Source organism: Streptomyces sp. NPDC096152, assembly GCF_044763235.1.
Classification (GTDB): domain Bacteria; phylum Actinomycetota; class Actinomycetes; order Streptomycetales; family Streptomycetaceae; genus Streptomyces.
The window spans coordinates 51927-74703 of record NZ_JBIWFW010000001.1; the positions used below are offsets into that span (position 1 = coordinate 51927).

The following is a 22777-nucleotide window of genomic DNA, read 5'->3' on the forward strand; positions in this document are numbered from 1 at the left end:
CCCACAGCCCCGGGCGTCTCTGCCCCGGGCGCCCCGCGTGGCGAGGACGGCCGGGGCAGGAGGGTCCGGAGAGTTCGGAGAGTCCGCCGGGGCTCCGGAGGCCGGGAGGACCGCCCCGGGACGGCAGGGGCCGCAGGCCCGCGGCGGCGTCCGGGGCAGGGTCTTCCGCCTCGGCGGCCCGGGGGCCTCCTGATACGGGTCTCGCCGCGGTCTCGACGGCCCGGCGGCCGCCCACTGGCGGCCCGATGACCCCGGCACCGGGTCCGTCCTGGTGGCCCGATGACCCCAGCCTGGGATCCTGGCGGCCCCGGGACTCCCCCTCGATCGGGTCCGGGTGGCCCGGGGACCCCCTGTTCCGGGCCCCCGGCGGACCCGGCACCTCCGTTCCGGGTCCTGGCGGTCCGGGGGCGCCCAGCTCCGGGGTCCTGGCGGTCCGGGGGCGCCCAGCTCCGGGGTCCTGGCGGTCCGGGGCCCCTGCTCGGGGTCCGGGTGGCCCGGGGGCCCCGGCTCCGGGTCCCCGGCGGCCCCGGGACCTCCTGTTCCGGGCTCTGGCGGTCTGGGGCCCTGCTCCGGGTGGCCGGGGCCCAGCTCCGGGGTCCTGGCGGTCCGGGGGCGCCCAGCTCCGGGTTCCCGGCGGTCCGGGGCCCCTGCTCGGGGTCCGGGTGGCCCGGGGGTCCCGGCTCCGGGTCCCCGGCGGCCCCGGGACCTCCTGTTCCGGGCTCTGGCGGTCTGGGGCCCTGCTCCGGGTGGCCGGGGCCCTACTCGGGGGCCTGGCGGCCCAGGGACGCCCAGCTCCGGGCCCTGTCCCGGGCTCTGGCGGCCCGGGGCCCCAGCTCCAGGCCCCGGCGGCCCCGGGCGCCCCCTGCTCCGGCCCCGCCGCCCGCCGACCGTCCGCGCCCGGCGTTCCCCACTTGGCGGAGCCGTTACGCTGGAGGCGTGGCAGTCGTCGATGTATCCGAAGAGCTCAAGTCCCTCTCCTCGACCATGGAGTCGATCGAGGCCGTTCTGGACCTCGCCAAGCTGAGGGCAGACATCGCCGTGCTCGAGGAGCAGGCGGCCGCGCCGTCCCTGTGGGACAACCCGGACGAGGCGCAGAAGATCACCAGCAAGCTCTCCCACCTCCAGGCGGAGGTCAGGAAGGCCGAGGCCCTGCGCGGACGGATCGACGATCTCGCCGTGCTCTTCGAGATGGCCGAGGAAGAGGACGACCCGGACACCCGTGCCGAGGCCGACTCGGAGCTCGCCGCCGTCAAGAAGGCGCTCGACGAGATGGAGGTCCGCACCCTCCTCTCCGGCGAGTACGACTCCCGCGAGGCGCTCGTCAACATCCGTGCCGAGGCCGGCGGCGTCGACGCGGCCGACTTCGCCGAGCGGCTCCAGCGCATGTACCTGCGCTGGGCCGAGCAGCACGGCTACAAGACCGAGATCTACGAGACGTCGTACGCCGAAGAGGCCGGCATCAAGTCGACCACCTTCGCCGTGCAGGTGCCGTACGCCTACGGCACCCTCTCCGTCGAGCAGGGCACGCACCGGCTGGTCCGGATCTCCCCGTTCGACAACCAGGGCCGCCGCCAGACCTCCTTCGCGGGCGTCGAGGTGCTCCCCGTCGTCGAGCAGTCCGACCACGTCGAGATCGACGAGTCCGAGCTGCGCATCGACGTCTACCGCTCCTCCGGCCCCGGCGGCCAGGGCGTGAACACCACCGACTCCGCGGTGCGCATCACCCACCTGCCCACCGGCATCGTGGTCTCCTGCCAGAACGAGCGGTCCCAGATCCAGAACAAGGCCACCGCGATGAACGTCCTCCAGGCCAAGCTGCTGGAGCGGCGGCGCCAGGAGGAGCAGGCCAAGATGGACGCCCTCAAGGGCGACGGCGGCAACTCCTGGGGCAACCAGATGCGCTCGTACGTCCTGCACCCGTACCAGATGGTCAAGGACCTGCGTACGGAGTTCGAGGTCGGCAACCCCGAGGCCGTGTTCAACGGCGAGATCGACGGGTTCCTGGAGGCCGGGATTCGCTGGCGCAAGCAGCAGGAACAGCAGAGCTGAGCGCTTTGTCGGCAAGGCAACTGCCGCCCTCGGGGCGGCAGTTGCCTTTTGTGTGCCCCGATGTCCGGGATTCGCGTCACACTCACATGATTCACTCCCCGGCAAAGGACGCGAACCCGGACATCGCCCGCGCAACGGCCTTGACGCTGCTGTGAATTGTGGGAAGGGTAAAGCGCGGCATGCGTATCTCTGGGGCGCATGTGAACCGGGGGGCTCCATTCGTGCTGCACCTCCGTCGATCACTGCCCCGTGCGCGGCCTCATTGACGATCGGCTACTGGGGGTAGCAACCACATGACCAAGAAGACACGGATCCGTGTCGCGCGTATAGCCGCGGGTGCCGTGATCGCCGCGGGCGCCTCGCTGACCGCCGCGGGTGCCGCTTCCGCGCTCGACCTCGGCGTGACGCTGGACGCGGGCGTCGGTGTCGCCGCCGACGGGGGTACGACCGCGGGCACCGACGGCGGTTCCTCGTCGAACGGTGGCAGCGAGGGCACCACCGAGGGCGGCGCCTCGGTCGGCGTGACCGAGGGCACCACCGGCGGGTCCTCCTCGGACGGCGGCACGTCCAGCGACGGTGGCACGTCCACTGACGGCGGCACGTCCAGCAACGGTGGCACGTCCTCCGACGGCGGCACGTCCAGCAACGGTGGCACGTCCTCCGACGGCGGCACCACGGACGGTGGTGCGGTCAACGGCGGCACGGCCATCGGCGGCGTGATCGCCGGCTCCACGGGCGGCAGCACCACCAGCGGTGGCAGCACCACCACCGGCGGCTCCTCGAACGGCGGGACCACCACCGGCGGTTCGACCACCGGCGGGTCCACCGACGGCGGCTCCGGCAACACCGGCGGCAACGGCACCTCCGGCGGCACCGGCGGTTCCACCACCGGCGGCGGTTCCACCACCGGCGGCGGTTCCACCACCGGCGGCCCCGACGTCAACGGCGGCGGCAACGACAACACCGCCCAGGAGGAGGGCTCCTCGGCCCTCACCGACACCGGCTCGGACGCGCCCAACACCTCGGCCCAGGGCAACGGCAAGCAGCTCGCCGAGACGGGTGCCGGCCAGACCGCGTTCCTGCTGATCGGTGCCGCCACGATGATCGCCGGCGGTATCGGCTTCCGCGTCCTGCCGCGCGTCATGGCGGGCCGCGGCGGCGCTGCCGCCTGAGCGTAGCCGAAGCCCTACGGGGCGTATGCGGCTCGATCACGCGTAAGGGCCCGGAGCTTCCCGCTCCGGGCCCTTCGTCAGTCCTTCGGCAGCCGCTTCGGCCGCTCAGGCCGTCTGGTGCGCCAGCAGCGCCACAGCGGCGATCAGCACCGCGAGCAGCGCGATCAGCGCCATGGGGTTCAGCCCCGAGAAGAAGTTCTCCTGCTGCAGTCGCTCGCGGTTCGCGCGGCACACCGGGCACCGGCCCTCGCTCACGGGCGCCGCGCAGTTCGCGCACACCAACCGGTCGTACGTCATGCGCTCGCCCTCCTTGCACGTCTCCACCTACACAACGCTCGCGGACACACGAACGTTCCCCACCCCACTGTGCCAGGTTCCGTGGATTTCAGCGCGGGTTCCCCAGGAGGCCCACTTCCGCGACAAAGTCCCGTACAAAAACCCACAAGCCGCGCGCAACCGCGACCGGCGACTGCGCTCGCCCACCCGGGTCGCGTATGGTCACGCTCATCTACCCCCGGCGACCCGTGGTGCATCCGTGATCCGATTCGACAATGTCTCCAAGGTCTACCCCAAGCAGACCCGCCCCGCCCTCAGGGATGTCTCCCTCGAGGTGGAGAAGGGCGAGTTCGTGTTCCTCGTGGGGTCCTCCGGCTCCGGAAAGTCCACCTTCCTGCGGCTGGTCCTCCGCGAGGAGCGGTGCAGTCACGGTCAGGTGCACGTCCTGGGCAAGGACCTCGCGCGCCTCTCCAACTGGAAGGTGCCGCAGATGCGACGCCAGTTGGGGACGGTCTTCCAGGACTTCCGCCTGCTGCCCAACAAGACGGTCGCCGAGAACGTGGCCTTCGCGCAGGAGGTCATCGGCAAGTCCCGCGGCGAGATCCGCAAGTCCGTGCCGCAGGTGCTCGACCTCGTCGGGCTCGGCGGCAAGGAGGACCGGATGCCGGGCGAGCTGTCCGGCGGTGAGCAGCAGCGCGTCGCCATCGCGCGGGCCTTCGTCAACCGGCCCAAGCTGCTGATCGCCGACGAGCCCACCGGCAACCTCGACCCGCAGACCTCCGTCGGCATCATGAAGCTGCTCGACCGGATCAACCGGACGGGCACGACCGTGGTGATGGCAACCCACGACCAGAACATCGTGGACCAGATGCGCAAGCGCGTCATCGAGCTGGAGAAGGGCCGCCTCGTCCGCGACCAGGCGCGCGGCGTCTACGGCTACCAGCACTGAAGAGTTCACGTCGGAAAGGCTTGACCAGACGTCATGCGCGCCCAGTTCGTCCTGTCGGAGATCGGTGTGGGTCTCCGCCGCAACCTGACGATGACGTTCGCCGTCATCGTCTCCGTCGCCCTGTCCCTGGCCCTGTTCGGCGGTTCGCTGCTGATGAGCGACCAGGTGAGCACCATGAAGGGCTACTGGTACGACAAGGTCAACGTCTCGATCTTCCTCTGCAACAAGAGCGACGCCGAGAACGACGCCAACTGCGCCAAGGGCGCGGTGACCACGGACCAGAAGAAGCAGATCCTCGCCGACCTGGACAAGATGTCGGTGGTGCAGAAGGTCACGTACGAATCGCAGGACGATGCGTACAAGCACTACAAGGAGCAGTTCGGCGACTCCCCGCTGGCGGCCTCCCTCACGCCGGACCAGATGCAGGAGTCGTACCGGATCAAGCTGAAGAACCCGGAGCAGTACAAGGTCATCGCGAGCGCCTTCAACGGGCGTGACGGCGTGCAGTCCGTGCAGGACCAGAAGGGCATCCTGGACAACCTCTTCGGGCTGCTGAACCTGATGAACAACGCGGCGCTCGGCGTGATGGCGCTGATGCTCGTCGTCGCGCTGCTGCTGATCGTCAACACGGTGCGCGTCTCCGCGTTCAGCCGCCGGCGCGAGACCGGGATCATGCGGCTGGTCGGCGCCTCCGGCTTCTACATCCAGGCGCCGTTCATCATGGAGGCCGCGGTCGCCGGGCTCATCGGCGGTGGCCTGGCGTGCGTCTTCCTGGTCGTCGGGCGGTACTTCACGATCGACCACGGCATGGCCCTGTCCACGAAGCTGAACCTGATCAACTTCGTGGGCTGGGACGCGGTGCTCACCAAGCTCCCGCTGATCCTCGCCGCGAGTGTGCTGATGCCCGCGCTGGCCGGGTTCTTCGCGCTGCGCAAGTACCTGAAGGTGTGACACATGCCAAGGGGGTCGTACGGTCAAGCGGCCGTACGGCCCTCTTGCGTTGTCTAGACTCACCGCCATGTCAGGCCGTGACCTGTTCTGCCCGCCCCGCCGCCTCCGCCGCGGGGCCGCCCTGGCATTGGTGTTCGCGAGCGTGCTCGTGGCCGGTGCGGCGACGGGTTCCCTCCCTGGCCCCGACACGGCGCCGCGGGCCGAAGCGGCCGGTTCGCCCGTCACCGTCGGCCGTCACCAGGAGGTGGCGAGGGCGGCCGCCCGGGCCATGGCCGACGGCACCTCGCCGATGGAGGCCGCCGAACGCGCCGTGAGCCGCAGCGGGGACCGCTGGGACGCCGTCTACTCCCAGGGGGAGTACAAGGAGTTCGAGCAGGCCCTCGACGGCCGCTACACCGGCGTCGGCCTGTGGGCGCGGCGCGAGCGGGACGGCCGGATCGAGGTGACCCGGGTGAGCGGCGGCTCGCCCGCGGCCGTCGCCGGGATCCGCGGCGGCGACCGGCTGCGCACCGTCGACGGCGAGAAGGTCGACGGGCGGCCCGTCACCGAAGTCGTCTCGCTGCTGCGCGGGGACGCCGACGACGCTCCCGCAGGGACCTCCGTCACCCTCGGCCTGGAGCGCGGCAAGCGCGCGTGGAGCCTCACGCTGCGCCGGGCCCGCCTGTCCACCGACTCGGTCACCGTCCACCGGCTCCCCGACGGCGCCACCGTCATCAAGGTCGCCGCCTTCACCCGGGGCGTCGGCGGCACCGTCCGCACCGCCGTGCGCGACGCCCCGGCCGACGCCGGGATCATCCTCGACCTGCGCGGCAACTCCGGCGGGCTGGTCACCGAGGCCGTCACCGCCGCCTCCGCCTTCCTCGACGGCGGCCTGGTCGCCACCTACGACGTCGACGGCCGGCAGCGCGCCCTGCACGCCGACCCCGGCGGCGACACCGCGCGCCCCCTGGTCACGCTCGTCGACGGCGGCACCATGAGCGCGGCCGAGCTGCTCACCGGCGCTCTCCAGGACCGCGGCCGCGCGGTCGTCGTGGGCTCGCGCACCTTCGGCAAGGGCTCGGTGCAGATGCCGAGCCGGCTGCCCGGCGGCTCCGTCGCCGAGCTCACCGTCGGTCACTACCGCACCCCCTCCGGTCACGCCGTCGACGGCCGGGGCATCACCCCGGACCTGGACGCGGGCCGGGACCCGCTGGGGCGCGCGGAGCGGGTGCTCGGCGGGCTCGGCGACCCCTCGTAGCCGCCCGCGCGCGGCGATCCGTTAATCGGCTTTCCGCACACCCCCCGCGTAGTGCGAAAATGGGTCGCACTATGGCTAAGGAAAAAGGGCGCAAGCTGATCGCGCAGAACAAGAAGGCGCGGCACGACTACCACATCCTCGACACCTACGAGGCCGGCCTGGTCCTCACCGGGACCGAGGTGAAGTCGCTGCGTCAGGGGCGGGCGTCGCTGGCCGACGGCTTCGTGCAGCTCGACGATCACGAGGCGTGGCTGCACAACGTGCACGTGCCGGAGTACAGCCAGGGCACCTGGACCAACCACAGCGCCCGCCGCAAGCGGAAGCTGCTGCTGCACCGGGTGGAGATCGAGAAGCTGGAGGCCAAGTCCCAGGAGACGGGGCACACGATCGTGCCGCTGGCCCTGTACTTCAAGGACGGCCGGGCCAAGGTCGAGATCGCGCTGGCGCGGGGCAAGAAGGAGTACGACAAGCGGCAGACGCTCCGCGAGAAGCAGGACCGCCGCGAGGCGGACCGCGCCGTGGCGGCGGTCCGGCGCAAGCAGCGGGCGTAGCGGCGCAAGCAGCGGGGTAGCTGCGCGGGCAGCGGCCGCGGGCCCCGAGCCGCCGCCCGGGAATACGCTGGCATCGACCTGTGTTGGTCACGTACGATGGCAGCGCACCTCACAGAGGGTGCGGGTCTCTCCCCGGAGAGGCCGGCTTTGAAAAATCAACATGGGGATGATCGGTTTCGACAGCGGCTGTCGAAGCAGGGGAAGCGTGTCGAGGAAGCGGCCATGATCTCGTAAACCACAGGCCGAAAAAAATAATCGCCAACACCAAGCGCGATTCCTTCGCCCTCGCTGCCTAAGTAGCGACTTGCGAAGTGTCAGCCCGGGGCTGTTCCCGACCCGGATCCTGGCATCAGCTAGGGGACTAAACCTTGATCCCGGTCACGGGGTGAAGAGGGAAATCAAACAGTGACTGAGCCCGTCGGAGACTTGTCCGCGTGATCTCCGGGGCCGAGAAAAGCGAAGCGGACTGCACACGGAGAAGCCCTGATTCCGCACCGTTGGACGCGGGTTCGATTCCCGCCATCTCCACTCATCCCATGTGGGCACGGGCCCCGCCGCTTCCGAGCGGCGGGGCCTTTGTCGTGCGCGGTCTTCGTCGTGTGCGGTGCGCCGCGTACCAGCTGGGGCGGGCCCCGGATCAGGCGTCGTCGGCCGGCTGTGCCAGGGAGATCAGCAGCGCGGCCGCCGCGGCCGTCACCGGTACGCCGTAACCGGCCGTCGGTGAGAGGTGCTCCACCACCCAGCCGCCGGCCGCGCTGCCGCAGGCGATGCCGCCGAGCAGGCCGGTCACCGCCAGGGTCATGCCCTCGTTGAGGCGGCCCTCAGGGGTGTGCTGCTGGACCAGGGTCAGGTTGGTGACCATCGTCGGAGCCGTCGCCGTGCCCGCCACCAGCAGCGCCAGCGCCACCAGCGGCAGGGAGCCGGTCAGCGCGGCGGCCAGCAGCGGCAGCGTCATGAGCGCCGTCATCGCCGCGACGCACCACGGCAGCCGCCGTGCGGCCGGGCCCGAGGGCCGCAGCGCCCCGTACACCAGCCCCGCCACGCAGGAACCGGCCGCCTGGAGCCCCAGGGCGACCCCCGCCGCCGACCGGTGGCCCCGGTCGTCGGCGAACGCCACGGTGACGACCTCCATCGCGCCGAAGACCGCACCCATGGCCAGGCACACCGCCAGCCGGCCCGGCATCCCCGGTGCGCGCAGCGGCGCCTTGGCGGGTGTACGCGGCCGGGGCGGCGGCTCGGTCGAACGCTGGGCGGCGAACAGCACCACCCCGGTCAGCAGCAGCACCGCGCCGGCCAGCGTGCCCGCCTCCGGGAAGAACGTCCCGCACAGATAGGCGGCGAGGGCCGGGCCCAGCATGAAGCACAGCTCGTCCGCCGCCTGTTCGAAGGAGTTCGCGGTGTGCAGCGCCCGCGCGTCGCCCGCCAGCAGGTGCGCCCAGCGGGCCCGGGACATGCCGCCGGTGTTGGGCGTGGTCGCGGTCGCGGCGTACGCGGCGAACAGGGTCCAGTCGGGGGCGTCGTAGTGCACGCACAGCAGCAGCGCCAGGCTGCCGAGCGCGGCGCACACCGTGGCGGGCACCGCGATCCGCGCCTGGCCGTACCGGTCCACCAGCCGGGCGATCCAGGGGGCGGTCAGCGCGGTGGCCGCGAGGCCGGTGGCGGTGACCGCGCCGGCGAGCGCGTACGAGCCGCGGGAGGCGGCGATCATCACCACCGCGCTCACGCTGAACATGCCCATGGGCAGCCGGGCGACCAGGTTCCCCGCGGTGAAGGCCCGGGCCCCGGGCACGGTGAACAGGCGGCGGTACGGGCCCGGCGGACGGTGCCGGGTGCGCGGGGCGAAGTCGACGGCGACGAGGGTGTCGGCGGTGACGGTGAACAGGAGAGACCGGGCGGTCGCGTGGTCACGCGTGGGCGGCTGCGGCATGGAGTCCACCGTCCCGGCCGCCGGAACGGGCGTCCAACACCTTCGCGGCACCCATTCACGCAGCTGTGTTGTGAAAGCCGCCGAGCTGCCGCGCTCCGAGCCGCGCCCCTGAGCCGCCGCGCCCCCGAGCTGCCGAGCCTCCGTGTCGCCGAGCCGTGGAGCCTCCGTGTCGCCGAGCGTCGAACGCCGAGCGTCGAACGCCGAGCCCCGAGCCCCCGGGCCGCCGCGCCCCAAGCTGCCGAGCTTCGGAGCCCCGTGCCTCCGAGCCCCGTGCCTCGGTGCCTCCCAGCCCCGGGCCGCCGAGTCCCGCGACCCCGCGACCCCGAGTCCCGCGACCCCGAGTCCCGCGACCCCGAGTCCCGCGACCCCGAGTCCCGCGACCCCGCGTCCCGCGACCCCGAGTCCCGCGACCCCGAGTCCCGCGACCCCGAGTCCCGCGACCCCGAGTCCCGCGACCCCGAGTCCCGCGACCCCGAGTCCCGAGCCGCGAGTTGCCGGGCCGCAAGCCTCCGAGCCCCGAGCCCCGAGCCCCGAGCCCCGAGCCCCGAGCCCCCGGAAGGGTGCGCACAGCGCCGTTGTAGGTTCGGCCCATGCCCGCCCACCTGGACCCGCGCCTGCTGCGCGCCTTCGTCACCGTCGCCGAGGAGCTGCACTTCACCCGGGCCGCGGTCCGGCTCTACCTCGCCCAGCAGGCGCTCAGCAGGGACGTACGGCGGCTGGAACGGGAGCTGGGCGCCGAGCTGTTCGTCCGGACCACCCGGCAGGTGACCCTCACGGCGGACGGCGAGCGGCTGCTGCCGTACGCACGGCGCGCCCTGGAGGCCCAGGACGAGCTGCTGGCCGCCTTCGGGCAGGCCCGGCCCCTGCTCGTCGACCTCAACTCCCCGAATCTGGACACCGGCCGCCGCGTGCTGCACCGGGCCCGCGAACTCGCCCCCGAGCACGAGATCATGGCTCGCTTCGAGAGCGGATTGGCCCACGCCGCCGCCGAGGTGCTCGCGGGGCGGCTGGACGCGTCCTTCGGGCGGTTCGCCGGTCTGGACCCGGGACTGCGGACCCGGCTGGACCACCAGCACGTGCGGTACGAGCCGATGGCCCTGCTGCTGCCCGAGGAGCACCCGCTGGCACCGCTCGCGGCCGTCCCGCTGGCCGCGCTGGCGGGCGAGACCGTGTACGCCGGCGCGGGCAACCCGCGCACCCCGGAGTGGACCGACCTCGCGCACCGCCTCTTCGACCCCCGCGGCATCGCGGTCGCGCCCCCGGCCCCGCTGGCGGTGGGAGAGGAGGAGTTCCAGCGGCTCATGGCCAAGTCCGGGCACCCGGTACTCGCGGTGGTCGGCTTCGCCGCCCTGCCGGGCACCGTCGTACGGCCGCTCGTCGACCCGGTGCCGCTGTCCCCGGTGTCCCTGGTGTGGCGCAAGGGGCTGACGCACCCGGCGTTCGGCGCGGTGCGCCGCGCCGCCGCGGAGATCGCCGAAGCGGAGGGTTGGCTGCGACGACCCGAAACGGGATGGATTCCGGACGTCGACGAATCGGTCAATTCCGTTCACCATTGAAACATCGCAAATCCGCGCGTCCCGCGGACGCTACGTTCGTGTCTGCCGAGCACGGTGTGACAAGGGGGGCGCTCGGACCGGTGGGGGCCGAGTCCGGCGACGCGGGCTCGGAGTCGTATGCGCACCCGGAACACTCCCGTGGGGGGAACGTACGTGCGCGTGAAACACCTGAAGAACGCCCTCAAGGGCCGGGAAGGCACCCAGCCGGAATGGCCGGCGACCGCCGCCGCGACCGGTGAGGTGCCCACTGCCGAGGGCGCCGTCCGGACGGTTGGGGAGACCGTCCTCACCGGCGCCCTGCGCGTCGAGGACCCGTGGCAGGACCCCGAGCCCGGCAGCGGGACCGGCGGCGGCCCCAGCGGTGGGACCGGCGGCGGGCCCGGCGACGGGCGGAGCACCGGCGACGCCCCGGATCCTGCCGAGGTGACCGTCCAACTCGACCGTGTGGCTGGTCGGCTCGACCGTGGGGCGGGCCGGTCGCCGGGCCGGTCCGCCCCACGCGGCGCGTACGGCCGGGACGGCGGCTCCGACGGACCCGTCTTCGTCGACGAGTCCGGCCGCCGCAGCCGCCGGTTCCGCCGTATCGGCATGGCGGTCGGCCTCACCTGCGCGGTCTACGCCGTCGTCATCGTCGTCACCCTCGTGTCGGGCAACTCCAACGCGCCCTGGCTGCCGGTGCCGGGCCAGGCGGACGACCCGCCCGCGAGCACGGTCGACGCCTCTCCCGCCCCCTCGGACCCGGCCCGCCCGCCCGGCGCCGACGGCAGCGGCGCCCTGCCCGGGATCCCCCCGACGGCCGCCGCCGTCGTCCGGCCCACGCCCGGCACCACCGCCGGCGCACCCCGCGTCTCCGCCGGACCGACCAAGCCGGGCGCCTCCGCCACGCCCCGGCCGTCCGTCACCGGCACCCCGAAGACCCCGGGCACCGGCGCCACCGTCCCCGCCGTGGAGCCGTCCCCGCCGCCGGTCTCCGCCTCGCCCGACCCCAGCCCGTCCGCGGGCGGCGGCGAGTCCTCGCCCGGCCCGTCCCCGTCCCCGGTCTCGGGCGGCTCCGGCCCGGGCGGCCCCGGCACGGTGGCCGACGGCCCCAGCACGCCCACGCCGGTGGCCCAGGAACCCGGCCCGAGCGCACCGGGCACCACGGCCTCCGAGCCCCCGGCCACCACGGCCTCCGAGCCCCCGGCCACCGAGGGATCCGGCTCGCCCACGCCCGCCGCCGGGGACACGGCCCCGGCCGGCTCCGGCGCCTCCCTCACGGTGCAGGTCGTCTGATGGCCCCGCCCACCCGCCGCCGGCCGAGGACCGGGGGCCCGGCCCGCGACGGCTCGCGCGCCCGGCGCACAGCGCCCGGCACGACCCGCGGCTCGCGCCCCGGCCGTACCGCTCCCGCGTCCGCGGCGCGCGGGACCGCCCGGCGCCGCCTGCCCCTGCGCCTGCTGCTGCCCACCCTCTTCCTCGGCGCGCTGATGGCGATGCTGATGCTGCGCGGATACGTGCACAGCGAGATCCTGGCCGACCACCGCATCCAGTCCGAGAGCGCCACCGACCAGGTCCCCGAGAAGATCCTCGACGGGGGCCCGGTCATCGACACCCGGGGCGGCCGCGCGACCAGCCTGCGTGTGCCCGACCACCGCCTGGTGCTCACCTTCGACGACGGCCCCGACCCGACCTGGACGCCGAAGGTGCTGGACGTGCTGAAGAAGCACCACGCGCACGCGGTCTTCTTCGTCACCGGCACCATGACCTCGCGCTACCCGGAGCTGGTCCGGCGCATGGTCGCCGAGGGCCACGAGGTGGGGCTGCACACCTTCAACCACCCCGACCTGTCATACCAGTCGAAGAAGCGCATCGACTGGGAGCTGTCCCAGAACCAGCTCGCCATCACTGGCGCGGCCGGCATCCGCACCTCGCTGTTCCGGCCGCCGTACTCCTCCTTCGCCGACGCCATGGACGACAGGTCCTGGCCGGTGACCGAGTACATCGGCTCCCGCGGCTACATCACCGTCGTCAACAACGCCGACAGCGAGGACTGGCGCAAGCCCGGCGTCGACGAGATCATCCGCCGCGCCACCCCGCAGGGCGGCAAGGGCGCCGTCGTCCTGATGCACGACTCCGGCGGCGACCGCCACCAGACGGTGCGGGCGCTGGACCGGTTCCTGCCCGAACTCCAGGCCCGCGGCTACCGGTTCGACAACCTGACCGAGGCACTCGACGCGCCGAGCGCGCACACCCCGGTCACCGGGGCCGACCTGTGGAAGGGCCGGGCGTGGGTCTTCCTCGTCCAGGCCTCCGACGACATCACCGGCGCCCTCGTGGTCTGCCTCGCGGTGGTCGGCGGCCTGGTCATCGCCCGCTTCGTGCTGATGTTCCTGCTGTCCGGGGCGCACGCCCGGCGCGTGCGCCGCCCCGGGTTCCGCTGGGGGGATCCGGTCACCGAACCCGTGTCGGTGCTGGTGCCCGCCTACAACGAGGCCAAGTGCATCGAGAACACGGTCCGTTCACTGACCGCGAGCGAGCACCCGATCGAGATCCTCGTCGTCGACGACGGCTCCAGCGACGGCACGGCCCGCATCGTTGAGGACATGGGCCTGCCGGACGTCCGGGTCGTCCGCCAGCTGAACGCGGGCAAGCCCGCCGCCCTCAACCGCGGCATCACCAACGCGAGCCACGATCTGATCGTGATGATGGACGGCGACACGGTCTTCGAACCGTCCACCGTGCGCGAGCTGGTGCAGCCCTTCGGCGACCCGCGCGTCGGCGCGGTCGCGGGCAACGCCAAGGTCGGCAACCGCGACTCCCTCATCGGCGCCTGGCAGCACATCGAGTACGTGATGGGCTTCAACCTCGACCGGCGCATGTACGACATCCTGCGCTGCATGCCGACGATCCCCGGCGCGGTGGGTGCCTTCCGGCGCTCGACCCTCGAACAGGTCGGCGGCATGAGCCACGACACGCTCGCCGAGGACACCGACATCACCATGGCGCTGCACCGGGCCGGCTGGCGGGTGGTCTACGCCGAGAAGGCCCGCGCCTGGACCGAGGCGCCGGAGTCGGTCCAGCAGCTGTGGTCCCAGCGCTACCGCTGGTCGTACGGAACCATGCAGGCGATCTGGAAGCACCGCGGGGCCCTGCTGGACCGCGGCCCCTCCGGCCGCTTCGGCCGCGTCGGCCTGCCCCTGGTCTCCCTGTTCATGGTGGTGGCCCCGCTGCTGGCCCCCCTGATCGACGTGTTCCTCCTCTACGGCGTCGTCTTCGGCCCGACCGGGAAGACGATCCTGGCCTGGCTGGGCGTCCTGGCCGTCCAGGTGGTCTGCGCGGCGTACGCCTTCCGCCTGGACCGCGAACGCATGACCCACCTGATCTCACTGCCGTTGCAGCAGATCCTCTACCGCCAGCTCATGTACGTGGTCCTGCTCCAGTCCTGGATCACCGCACTGACCGGCGGCCGCCTGCGCTGGCAGAAACTGCGGCGCACGGGGGTGGTGGAGGCGCCCGGGGGCGGGGCCTCGGCGCCGTCTTCGGCCCCGGCAGCTTCCCTCCCCCAGTCGTCGGCGGCGGAGGGGCGGACGGACGACGCAGCGGAACGGAGGCCGGTGCGATGACACAGGGACACCTGGGCGCGGAGCCGACGCCGGAGCCGATGACGGCGAGCGCCGAGCCGACGCCGGAGTACGGATTCCCGCGCCGGCGGACGGAGGCGGCCGAGCCGGCGCCGGCCGCGACGAGCACGCAAGACACGAGGAGCGCGGCGAGCGTGAAGGCCGCCGATTCGTCAGTCGCCTCGGGAGTCGCCTCGGGCGGGAAGCCGTCCGGCCGGGACCGCTACCTGGACCTGCTCCGCTCCCTCGCCCTGGTCCGGGTCGTGCTCTACCACCTCTTCGGCTGGGCCTGGCTGACGGTCCTCTTCCCGTCGATGGGCGTGATGTTCGCGCTGGCGGGTTCGTTGATGGCGCGCTCGCTCCAGCGCCCGGCGCTGAGTGTGATCCGGGGCCGGCTCCGCCGACTGCTGCCGCCGCTGTGGGCGTTCAGCGCGGTACTGCTGACGCTGATGTTCACCGCCGGCTGGAACCCGGCGAAGGACCCGGACATCGGCGGCACCCTGGGCCTGACGCGCCTGCTGGACTACATCGTCCCGATCGGCGCCCCGCCGTACCCCTGGCACCTCGGCTCCGACTCCGGCCTGCTGGAGAGGACTTGGGCGGACGACGCGGCGGGTCCGCTGTGGTACCTGCGCGCCTACCTGTGGTTCGTGGTCGCCTCCCCGCTGCTGCTGTGGGCCTTCCGCCGCGTCCCGTGGCCGACGCTGCTGGCCCCCCTGGCGCTCACCGCGGTCGTGGGCACGGGCGTGGTGACCATTCCCGGCGAGACCGGCAACGCGGTGACGGACTTCGCGGTCTATGGCGGCTGCTGGGTGCTGGGTTTCGCGCACCACGAGGGCATGTTGGCGAAGTTCCCGCGCTATCTGGCCGTCTCCCTCTCCGTCTTCCTGATGGCCTTCGCGCTGTGGTGGGCCTCGGGCCACCAGGGCCCGGACCACTGGGACCTGAACGACATTCCGCTGGCCCAGGCGTTCTGGTCCTTCGGTTTCGTCGTGATCCTGCTCCAGTACTCCCCGTCCTGGCGGGAACTCCCGGGCCGCCTGCGCCGCTGGGACAAGCTGGTCACGCTGTCCAACAACCGTGCGGTCACGATCTACCTCTGGCACAACCTGCTCATCACGGCCACGGTCCCGCTCATCGACCTGGCCTACGACCTCCCCTTCCTCCAGAGCGACGCCGCCACCTCCGCGCTGGACTCCTCCTACACCCTGTGCATGTTCCTGCTGGTGTGGCCCCTGATCGCCCTGGCGATCCTCACCTTCGGCTGGATCGAGGACGTGGCGGCGGGACGGAGGCCGCGGCTGTGGCCGAGCGGATCACGGAGGCGCGCATTCCGTTCGCGTACTTCTGATGTGAGGGCGTAACAAACGCAATGCCGTGTGGTGTGGCAGCCGGTGACCTCGATACGGTAACGGCTGCTTCACCCACCACAGACGCCCCATCAGGAGCCCCAGTGACCCGCCGAACCCGCTTGCTCAGCACAGCCGTTGCCGGAACAACGGCCGCAATCCTCCTCACGGGGTGCGGCGGAGGCGACAGCGGCTCAAAGGGCAACGACAAGATCGCGGGGGCGGACACGGGGAAGTCGGCATCGCCCTCGCCGAGTACGACGGCGTCGGCTTCGGCGAGCCGCCCCAAAGTCGAGTTGCCTTCGGATGTGACCCTGGTCTTCGAGGAGACGAAGACAGGTGACCCTGTGAAGGACGTTGTGTTGGCGGACAATGCAGAGCGCATGCGCGCTGTTGACGCGGCCATCACAGGCACGGATCCCAAGGGTGAGGCTCTCGCCTTCTACAACACCGGCAAGGCGCGCGAAGCTGCGCTGTCCTGGGTCGGCCAGTTCAAGGCGGCCGGGGTCACGATCACCGGAAAGGCGCGCTACTACGACCGCAAGGTGACGCTGCGGACCAAGACGTCGGCCGCTCTCACCTTCTGCGCCGATGAGACCAAGGGCTACAGCAAGGACAAGAAGACAAACAAGATCAACAAGACGTCGCCCTCCAAGGATGATTACGTCTTCTACAACACCCGGCTCGACAAGAACGCTGACGGTGTCTGGCAGACCTCTCAGATCATCTCCACCAGGGGGGCAGCCCAGTGCCAGCAGTAGCCAGGATCTCGGCGTGCGTCGCGATCGCCGCAGTGGCAGTGTGGGCCTCTGGCTCCGTGGCCTGGGCCGGCTGGAAGCCTGGGAGCGGCAAGAGTGGGTCCGAGACCCAGGTGCATGGAGGCGAGCACAGTCAGAAGATCTCGGCGACCGCCGGCGCCGTGGTCTTCGACCGTTCCAAGAACGGCTCCGGTGAGTCGGCCGGTCCGGTGGCCTCCGCCACGACATGGACCCCGCCCGCCTGCTACTACGCGCCCAAGTACAGCCCCGCCGAGCTCAAGGCGTACCTGGAGCCGATCTGGGAGGCGGGCTCGACCGGGTACGAGTGGGAGGCCCAGCAGCGAGACCGCTACGTGAACGGTCACCCGTACAAGGACTTCAACAAGGACAAGGCCGGCAAGGGCTATTGGTGGGACTCGTACGTCACGGCAGGCCGTGAGGGCGACCCGGGTGCCCTCGACTGTGACAAGCCGATCTTCTGGGTCGACAAGGGCGACCCCCCGCCGGCGGACACGCCGCAGGCGGTCACGCCCGAAATCCTCGCGGAGCTGGCCTACAACGAGATCCGCGTTCCCAGTACCAAGGTCACCCTGGCGCCCGCCGGTACTACGAAGGTGAATCTGCCGACCTGGGCCTGGCTGGACGGGGCACAGTTCAAGCCGGTGTCCGTCACCGCGTCCGTCCCGGTGCTGGGTATCTCGGCCACGACCACGGCGGAGCCGATCTCCCTGAAGATCGACCCGGGAACCTCCGACGCGGAGACCTACCCGGCGTCCGGTGTCTGCCCGATCGACGGCGGCCGGATCGGTGAGCCGTACGCCAAGGGCAAGGCGAACGAGACCCCGCCATGTGGGGTGAAGTACCTGCGCTCCTCGGGCAACGGCTCGTACCAGCTCAGGGCCACCCTGACGTGGAAGATCCACTGGACCGGTACGGGCACCCCCGGTGGAGACCTGCCCGAAGGCACCTTCGGCGCCAGCCAGGACGTCGTGGTCCAGGAGATCCAGTCCGTCAACCGCTGACCCGAGCTCTACCCTCAGTGACTATTTAAGTGCTGGTTGTTACTTTCATTGGACGCTTGATATCCTGCGTCCGATGAAAGTATCGCCGAGCCTGCTTCCTGTCCTGCGATCCCGTATGCAGGGCGAGCTCCTTGCACTCGTGCTGCTGCACCCGGAGCGCGAGTACACCATCACCGAGCTGGCCGCGGAGATCGGAGTGTCACCTACGGCCGTCCTGCGCGAGGTCGACCGGTTGACCGGTGGTGGCATCCTGACCGATCGGAAGGTGGGGCGCAGTCGCCTCGTCAAGGCTCGTACGGACACCCCGCTGTACCGTCCGTTGAGCGACCTCATGTCGGTCTCCTTCGGCCCGATGCCCCTGCTCACCGAGGCGCTGGCGAAACTCGACGGGGTGCGGCAGGCCTACATCTACGGCTCCTGGGCCGCCCGGTACAGCGGTGAACCGGGGCCACCGCCCGCTGATGTCGATGTCCTCGTCGTGGGAGATCCCGACCCCGATGCGCTCTTCGACCTTGCCGAGGATGCTTCTCGTCGGCTCCGCCGTGAGGTCAACGCCCACCGGGTCTCCGTGGAGGCGTGGGAGGCTCGCACGGATGATCCGTTCCTCACCAGCGTTCGCGAACGCCCGCTGGTCCGGCTGAACCTTGACCTGGAGACTTAGTGACGCGCTGGAATCAAGGCCGGTCGACAGTCGACGCGCTCATCGGCAGTGGTGAGCTCGAGCGCGTACCCGCTTCCCAGCAGGCCGCCGAAGCGGAACTGGTCCGGGCCCGTAAGCATGTCGGCTCCGCCCGCAAGCTGTTGGCCACGGATCCGGAGGGTGCCTACACACTCGCTTATGATGCCGCCCGCAGAGCGTTGGCCGCGGTACTCCAGAACCAGGGGCTGCGCGCCACCAGCCGGGGTGGTCATGCGGTCATCTACGAGGCCGTGCGAGCACAACTCGACCCGCCGCTCGGATCCCTGCTGCGTCCCTTCAATCGCATGCGAGCCCGGCGCAACGAAGTCGAATACCGGTCTTCGGAGGCTCCGGCCGTGACACCGGGCGAGGTCGAGGCCGACCTGAAGAAGGTCGAGGCGCTCATCGAACTCGCGGAGAAGGCGATCCCGAACATGCCCCGATACTGAGGCCGCCCCGCAGCTGAAGGTTCCGCTTCGTCTCGGCATGGAATGCCTGGCGCTGCTTTTCGGCCGGATCGGATGGCCGTGCGTTGCGTGTAGTCCGGTCCGGCCGAAGGGTGCCCTCCGCGCACAGGGCAGCGGGCTCTTGTGGCTGTTTCCCGCTGACTCGCGACCGGCCGCAGAACTCATAGCTCCTGGCTCTGTGCGTCATTCGCCAGCAGGGATGGTCGTTTCCTTGCTCAGCAGAGTGCCGCGAGGCCCGAAGCCGGACGCGGAGTAGAAGCCCGCAGCCTCCTTGTTCGGAGCGAAGACGCCGGCGTAGAGGATGGAGACACCGTGGTCTGCGGCCGTCTGCTCCGCCGCCGCGACCAGAGCCGACCCCACACCGCGGCCGCGATGCTCGTCAAGGACGACCGTGTGGATGTCGGCTCTGCGCCGCGGTATCAGGATCTGGTGGTCCGGGGGGTCATCGAGCAGGACGACCTCTGCCATGCCCACCACCGCGCCAGCCATCTCCGCGACGGAGATCAGCACTTTCACGCCGTCCGCGAGCACCTGTTCGAAGTGCCTCGTCACGGCCTCGAGGTCAGGAACCCGATAGATGTCGGGAGCGAGCCGCACATGCCGTTCCGCGTTAGCGAGGCGCAGACGGACAAGAGCGAGCACGTCTCGGTGTTCAGCAGGTCGGACCAAGATCGACGTCGCAGAGCTTCCCACAGCGCGAACCCTCAGCCCTTCTGGATGCGGCGGCCCTCGGCCACGAGACCCGGGAGGCAGGGCGGGGCCAGCACGTGCGTGATCCTCGGTCCATCCGTCAGGACGGTATCGAGAGTGGAGGATTTCTCCTGCGTGCGGCAGCTCAGCGGTCCCGTCCCGCTGCGTAGGAGAGGAAGCCCGCCCAAGCGGTGGGTGGGAAGGTCAGGTGGGGGCCGGTGGGGGTTTTCGAGTCGCGGACGTGGATGGTTCTGGGGGCGTGGGATATCTCGACGCAGTTCGAGCCGTCGCCGCTGTAGGTGGACTTCTGCCAGTGGATGTCTTGCACGGTGGGTGCCTCTCAGGTGTCCTGTGTGAGGTGGTGGATGAAGTCACGTGAGGCTTCAGGGGGCAGCGCGCAGGACTCCATGCGGTCCAGCACCGCGCGGTACTTGTGCAACTGTGCCTCCGCGTCGAGGAACTCGCAGGCGCCGTGTGCCGAATCCAGTTGGACGGTGTCCAGTTGGGGGACTGCTCCCTCGACGTAGTCGAAGGACTGGCCCGTGGTGGGGAAGCTGTCCGTGCCGAAGGGGATCACCCTGACTGTGACGTGCGGCAGTTCGCCCATGTCGTTGAGGTGCTTGAGCTGGCCGCGGGTGATGACGGAGCCGCCGAACCCCATGCGGAGTGCGGCCTCGTGAATGATCGCGGTGTAGGACGGCGGGCCGTCCCGGTGCAGGATGCCCTGCCGTTTCATGCGGTGGGTCAGGCGGTGTTCGACCTCGTACTGCCGCATGGGTGGTACCACGCCCTGGAAGAGGGCGCGGGCGTGATCCGCGGTCTGCAGTAGCGCCGGGATGTTGATGATCAGCGCCACACGCAGTGCTGTCGCGTGGTGCTCCAGCTCGGCGAGGTCGACCAGCGCGGCGGGGACGTGGTCGCGGTACTCCTCCCACCAGTGGCGCGTACGCCGGCCGGTCATCGCGGCAAGAGCCTCGACGAGCTGCTCGTCGGAGCAGTCGTAGGCGTGCGCCATGGCGCGCAGCTTCTCCGCGCTGATGGGTGTGCGCCCTGTCTCGATCATGCTCACGCGCGCCTGGTTGACGCCGAGCAGTTCGCCGGCGGCAGTCGCGGTGAGGCCGGCCCGCTCGCGGAGTTTGCGCAGCTCGGCGCCGAATCTGCGTTGCCGCAGCGTGGGGTTGCTGGTGGGCGGCACGGTGTTCCCTTTCCGGCTGCGACAGGCCGACCTTCTCCCTCACACGAGTGAAGGTTAGATGCTTCTGGTTCGTTTGGTTAGAGGTATCTAACCATCTGTCCTACGGTTCTCACGTACCGCCCAACTCCCCCCGCCCATAAGCCGGAAGCGCACCACCCCAGGCACTGCCACCGCCCGGCGCGGACGTTGGCGCATGCGGCCCACGCAGCCCACGCGGCGCGTGCAGCGCATGCACGCCCCCCTTCTTCTCCGGAGGTCTTCATGGTCACCGTAGCCCTGCCCGACACCTGGGTGTACGCCCTCCGCCTGCCGCATGACCCCCGCGCCGCACGCGTCGCACGGATGACCGTACGGGCAGCCCTGAACAGCCATGGAAGAGAAGAAGTCCTCGATGCCGTCGAGCTGTTGACCTCCGAGCTGGTCACCAACGCCTACCGGCACACCCACGGGCCCGCCTCCCTCCGGCTGACGGCCCTGAGCGGCGGGCGGCTGCGCGTCGGGGTCTGGGACAGTCATCCGCACATTCCCGCCCCGTTCGACGGGCCTCCCCGCGACCGCGTCCCGCCGGCCCCGGCCGGTGCCGAGGGCGGGCGGGGGCTGTTCCTCGTACAGCAGTACGCGGACTCCTGGGGCGGGTGGACACTCGGCGGCGATCTGCTCGGGCGGGGAGCCGGGAAGCTGCTGTGGTTCGAGGTGGGCGGCGGGCACCCCGCACGAAGGGGGTCCACCCACCTCTCATCCCCCCACCCCGCCGGGTGAGAGCAACGTTCCCTTCCGGTCACCCACGGCCACAGCGCGGAAACGCGTCCTCCCTACCTTCGGGACTCAGCCACTCGCAGAACCAGCCGAGCACCCGAGCACCGGAGCACCGTGGAGGCGTCATGACAGCCAGGCGTTGGATCGAGCACTGGGATCCGGAGGACGAGGTCTTCTGGGCGGAGACGGGGGAGAAGGTCGCCCGGCGGAACCTCCTCTTCTCCGTCCTCTCCGAGCACATCGGGTTCTCGGTGTGGACGCTGTGGTCCGTGCTCGTGCTGTTCATGGGGCCGGAGTACGGGCTCACCCCCGCCGACAAGTTCCTGCTGACCTCGATGGTCACCCTCGTCGGCGCGGTCGTCCGCGTGCCCTACACCTTCGCCGTCGCCGTCTTCGGCGGGCGGAACTGGACGATCATCTCCGCCAGTCTGCTGCTCGTGCCGACCGTCGCCGCGTTCACCGTGATGGAGCCGGGGACCTCCTTCTCCACCTTCCTGTGGGTCGGGCTGCTGGCCGGCATCGGCGGGGGCAACTTCGCCTCCTCCATGACGAACATCAACGCCTTCTTCCCGCTCCGGAAGAAGGGGTGGGCCCTCGGGCTCAACGCGGGCGGCGGCAACATCGGGGTTCCGGTGATCCAGCTCGTCACGCTCGCGATCATCGGCGCGAGCGGCGGCCCGCGCGTCCTGCTCGGGATCTACATCCCGCTGATCGTCGTCGCCGCCGTCCTCGCCGCCCTCTTCATGGACAACATCGCCTCCGTGAAGAACGACACCGGCGCCGCCGTGGACGCCGCCAAGGACGCCCACACCTGGATCATGTCGTTCCTCTACATCGGCACGTTCGGGTCCTTCATCGGCTACAGCTTCGCCTTCGGCCAGGTGCTCACCAACCAGTTCGGCAGGACCCCGCTCCAGGCCGCCTACCTCACCTTCGTCGGGCCGCTCCTCGGCTCCCTCATCCGGCCCGTGGGCGGCCGGCTCGCCGACCGCTACGGCGGAGCGCGGATCACCCTGTGGAACTTCGTCGCCATGGCCGCCGCGACCGCCGTCCTGGTCGTCGCCAGCATGGAGAAGTCGCTGCCGCTGTTCGTGGCCGTCTTCGTCGTGCTGTTCGTGCTCAGCGGGCTCGGCAACGGATCGACGTACAAGATGATCCCCGGCATCTTCCAGGCCAAGGCCCTCGCCAAGGGGCTGGAGGGGGAGGAGGCCGCGGCGTACGGGCGGCGGCTGTCCGGCGCCTCCATGGGGCTGATCGGTGCCGTGGGCGCGCTCGGCGGCGTCGGCATCAACCTCGCCTTCCGCCAGTCCTTCCTCTCCTACGGCTCCGGCACCGGCGCCTTCGTCGCCTTCCTCGCCTGCTACGGCGCCGCCTTCGCGGTCACCTGGGCCGTATACCTTCGCCGCCCGGCCCGCCAGATTCCGGCCAAAGCCGCCGCGACGGAGGCGGAACCGCAGCTCAGCTATGCCGAGGTGTGACGTAACACTGGTGACATCAAGTCGAACCGAGCCTGTCACGCGCCGTTGACAGGCTCGTTCGGCATACAGGGGCGGCCCCCAGGGACGCACGCGGGGACACGCCCTTGTGCGGTCCC

Annotated in this window: 21 protein-coding genes and 1 other RNA gene; 17 read left to right on the forward strand and 5 right to left on the reverse strand. The window is 71.1% G+C overall.

Annotated features, from left to right (window positions below):
* Nucleotides 1-936: 936 nt before the first annotated feature.
* Together prfB and ACIQ9G_RS00205 are read left to right on the forward strand one after the other, a co-directional pair.
* On the forward strand, nt 937-2049 hold the full coding sequence (gene prfB / locus ACIQ9G_RS00200) for a peptide chain release factor 2 (protein WP_403603975.1): 1113 nt from the start codon (nt 937-939) through the stop codon (nt 2047-2049).
* A gap of 293 nt (nt 2050-2342) precedes the next feature.
* Nucleotides 2343-3221, forward strand: coding sequence for a hypothetical protein (locus tag ACIQ9G_RS00205; protein ID WP_403603978.1), 879 nt, complete (start codon nt 2343-2345; stop codon nt 3219-3221).
* A 105-nt stretch (nt 3222-3326) separates the two neighbouring features.
* Here ACIQ9G_RS00205 and ACIQ9G_RS00210 read toward each other — a convergent pair whose 3' ends face one another.
* Entirely contained in the window at nt 3327-3518 is a 192-nt protein-coding gene (locus ACIQ9G_RS00210) for a hypothetical protein (RefSeq protein WP_356189733.1), read from the reverse strand.
* Nucleotides 3519-3756: 238 nt separating this feature from the next.
* On the opposite strand from ACIQ9G_RS00210, the gene ftsE reads away from it, so the two are divergent.
* The 5 genes from ftsE to ssrA all read left to right on the forward strand — a co-directional run bounded on the left by ftsE (nt 3757) and on the right by ssrA (nt 7716).
* On the forward strand, nt 3757-4446 hold the full coding sequence (gene ftsE, locus ACIQ9G_RS00215) for a cell division ATP-binding protein FtsE (protein WP_067235911.1): 690 nt from the start codon (nt 3757-3759) through the stop codon (nt 4444-4446).
* Nucleotides 4447-4479: 33 nt separating this feature from the next.
* A complete protein-coding gene (ftsX, locus tag ACIQ9G_RS00220; RefSeq protein ID WP_403603981.1) occupies nt 4480-5397 on the forward strand; it encodes a permease-like cell division protein FtsX in 918 nt (305 codons plus the stop codon).
* Nucleotides 5398-5464: 67 nt separating this feature from the next.
* Nucleotides 5465-6634, forward strand: coding sequence for a S41 family peptidase (locus ACIQ9G_RS00225; protein WP_403603984.1), 1170 nt, complete (start codon nt 5465-5467; stop codon nt 6632-6634).
* A 71-nt stretch (nt 6635-6705) separates the two neighbouring features.
* Nucleotides 6706-7185, forward strand: a complete 480-nt coding sequence (gene smpB / locus ACIQ9G_RS00230) for an SsrA-binding protein SmpB (protein ID WP_403603987.1) — start codon at nt 6706-6708, stop codon at nt 7183-7185.
* Nucleotides 7186-7347: 162 nt separating this feature from the next.
* Nucleotides 7348-7716, forward strand: a transfer-messenger RNA (tmRNA) gene (ssrA, locus tag ACIQ9G_RS00235).
* 106 nt (nt 7717-7822) lie between these two features.
* Here ssrA and ACIQ9G_RS00240 read toward each other — a convergent pair.
* Nucleotides 7823-9112: an MFS transporter gene (locus ACIQ9G_RS00240; RefSeq protein WP_403603990.1), complete on the reverse strand. Its 1290-nt coding sequence runs from the start codon at nt 9110-9112 to the stop codon at nt 7823-7825.
* A 590-nt stretch (nt 9113-9702) separates the two neighbouring features.
* Between ACIQ9G_RS00240 and ACIQ9G_RS00245 the strand changes: the two genes are divergently transcribed.
* From ACIQ9G_RS00245 to ACIQ9G_RS00280, 8 genes are all read left to right on the forward strand, one after another.
* Nucleotides 9703-10668 carry a LysR family transcriptional regulator gene (locus tag ACIQ9G_RS00245; protein WP_403603993.1) on the forward strand — a complete coding sequence of 322 codons (966 nt, stop codon included), beginning with the start codon at nt 9703-9705 and terminating at the stop codon, nt 10666-10668.
* A 159-nt stretch (nt 10669-10827) separates the two neighbouring features.
* Nucleotides 10828-11940 (forward strand): translation initiation factor IF-2, encoded by a 1113-nt coding sequence (locus ACIQ9G_RS00250; protein ID WP_403603997.1) that lies wholly within the window; start codon nt 10828-10830, stop codon nt 11938-11940.
* Entirely contained in the window at nt 11940-14270 is a 2331-nt protein-coding gene (locus ACIQ9G_RS00255; protein WP_403604000.1) for a glycosyltransferase, read from the forward strand. The genes ACIQ9G_RS00250 and ACIQ9G_RS00255 overlap by 1 nt, the downstream gene beginning before the upstream one ends.
* Nucleotides 14267-15631 (forward strand): acyltransferase, encoded by a 1365-nt coding sequence (locus tag ACIQ9G_RS00260; RefSeq protein ID WP_403604003.1) that lies wholly within the window; start codon nt 14267-14269, stop codon nt 15629-15631. The genes ACIQ9G_RS00255 and ACIQ9G_RS00260 overlap by 4 nt, the downstream gene beginning before the upstream one ends.
* Nucleotides 15632-15720: 89 nt before the next feature.
* Nucleotides 15721-16377 (forward strand): hypothetical protein, encoded by a 657-nt coding sequence (locus ACIQ9G_RS00265; RefSeq protein WP_403604006.1) that lies wholly within the window; start codon nt 15721-15723, stop codon nt 16375-16377.
* Nucleotides 16365-17396: a hypothetical protein gene (locus tag ACIQ9G_RS00270; RefSeq protein WP_403604009.1), complete on the forward strand. Its 1032-nt coding sequence runs from the start codon at nt 16365-16367 to the stop codon at nt 17394-17396. Before ACIQ9G_RS00265 ends, ACIQ9G_RS00270 begins: the two co-directional genes overlap by 13 nt.
* 115 nt (nt 17397-17511) lie before the next feature.
* The gene (locus ACIQ9G_RS00275; RefSeq protein WP_403604011.1) at nt 17512-18057 is read left to right on the forward strand and encodes an ArsR family transcriptional regulator; all 546 of its coding nucleotides are present in this window, start codon (nt 17512-17514) and stop codon (nt 18055-18057) included.
* Entirely contained in the window at nt 18057-18524 is a 468-nt protein-coding gene (locus tag ACIQ9G_RS00280; RefSeq protein ID WP_403604014.1) for a hypothetical protein, read from the forward strand. The genes ACIQ9G_RS00275 and ACIQ9G_RS00280 overlap by 1 nt, the downstream gene beginning before the upstream one ends.
* A gap of 201 nt (nt 18525-18725) precedes the next feature.
* Here the strand turns inward: ACIQ9G_RS00280 and ACIQ9G_RS00285 are convergent, their stop codons facing one another.
* The 3 genes from ACIQ9G_RS00285 to ACIQ9G_RS00295 form a co-directional block, all read right to left on the reverse strand.
* A complete protein-coding gene (locus tag ACIQ9G_RS00285; protein WP_356189683.1) occupies nt 18726-19184 on the reverse strand; it encodes a GNAT family N-acetyltransferase in 459 nt (152 codons plus the stop codon).
* A 193-nt stretch (nt 19185-19377) separates the two neighbouring features.
* Complete coding sequence (locus ACIQ9G_RS00290) at nt 19378-19560, reverse strand: DUF397 domain-containing protein (protein WP_403604017.1); 183 nt, start codon at nt 19558-19560, stop codon at nt 19378-19380.
* Between the two features lie 12 nt (nt 19561-19572).
* The gene (locus ACIQ9G_RS00295; RefSeq protein ID WP_356189687.1) at nt 19573-20427 is read right to left on the reverse strand and encodes a helix-turn-helix transcriptional regulator; all 855 of its coding nucleotides are present in this window, start codon (nt 20425-20427) and stop codon (nt 19573-19575) included.
* Nucleotides 20428-20688: 261 nt separating this feature from the next.
* Between ACIQ9G_RS00295 and ACIQ9G_RS00300 the strand changes: the two genes are divergently transcribed.
* Together ACIQ9G_RS00300 and ACIQ9G_RS00305 are read left to right on the forward strand one after the other, a co-directional pair.
* Nucleotides 20689-21186 (forward strand): ATP-binding protein, encoded by a 498-nt coding sequence (locus ACIQ9G_RS00300; RefSeq protein WP_403604021.1) that lies wholly within the window; start codon nt 20689-20691, stop codon nt 21184-21186.
* A gap of 122 nt (nt 21187-21308) precedes the next feature.
* Nucleotides 21309-22661: a nitrate/nitrite transporter gene (locus ACIQ9G_RS00305; protein WP_403604024.1), complete on the forward strand. Its 1353-nt coding sequence runs from the start codon at nt 21309-21311 to the stop codon at nt 22659-22661.
* The last annotated feature ends 116 nt before the right edge of the window (nt 22662-22777 follow it).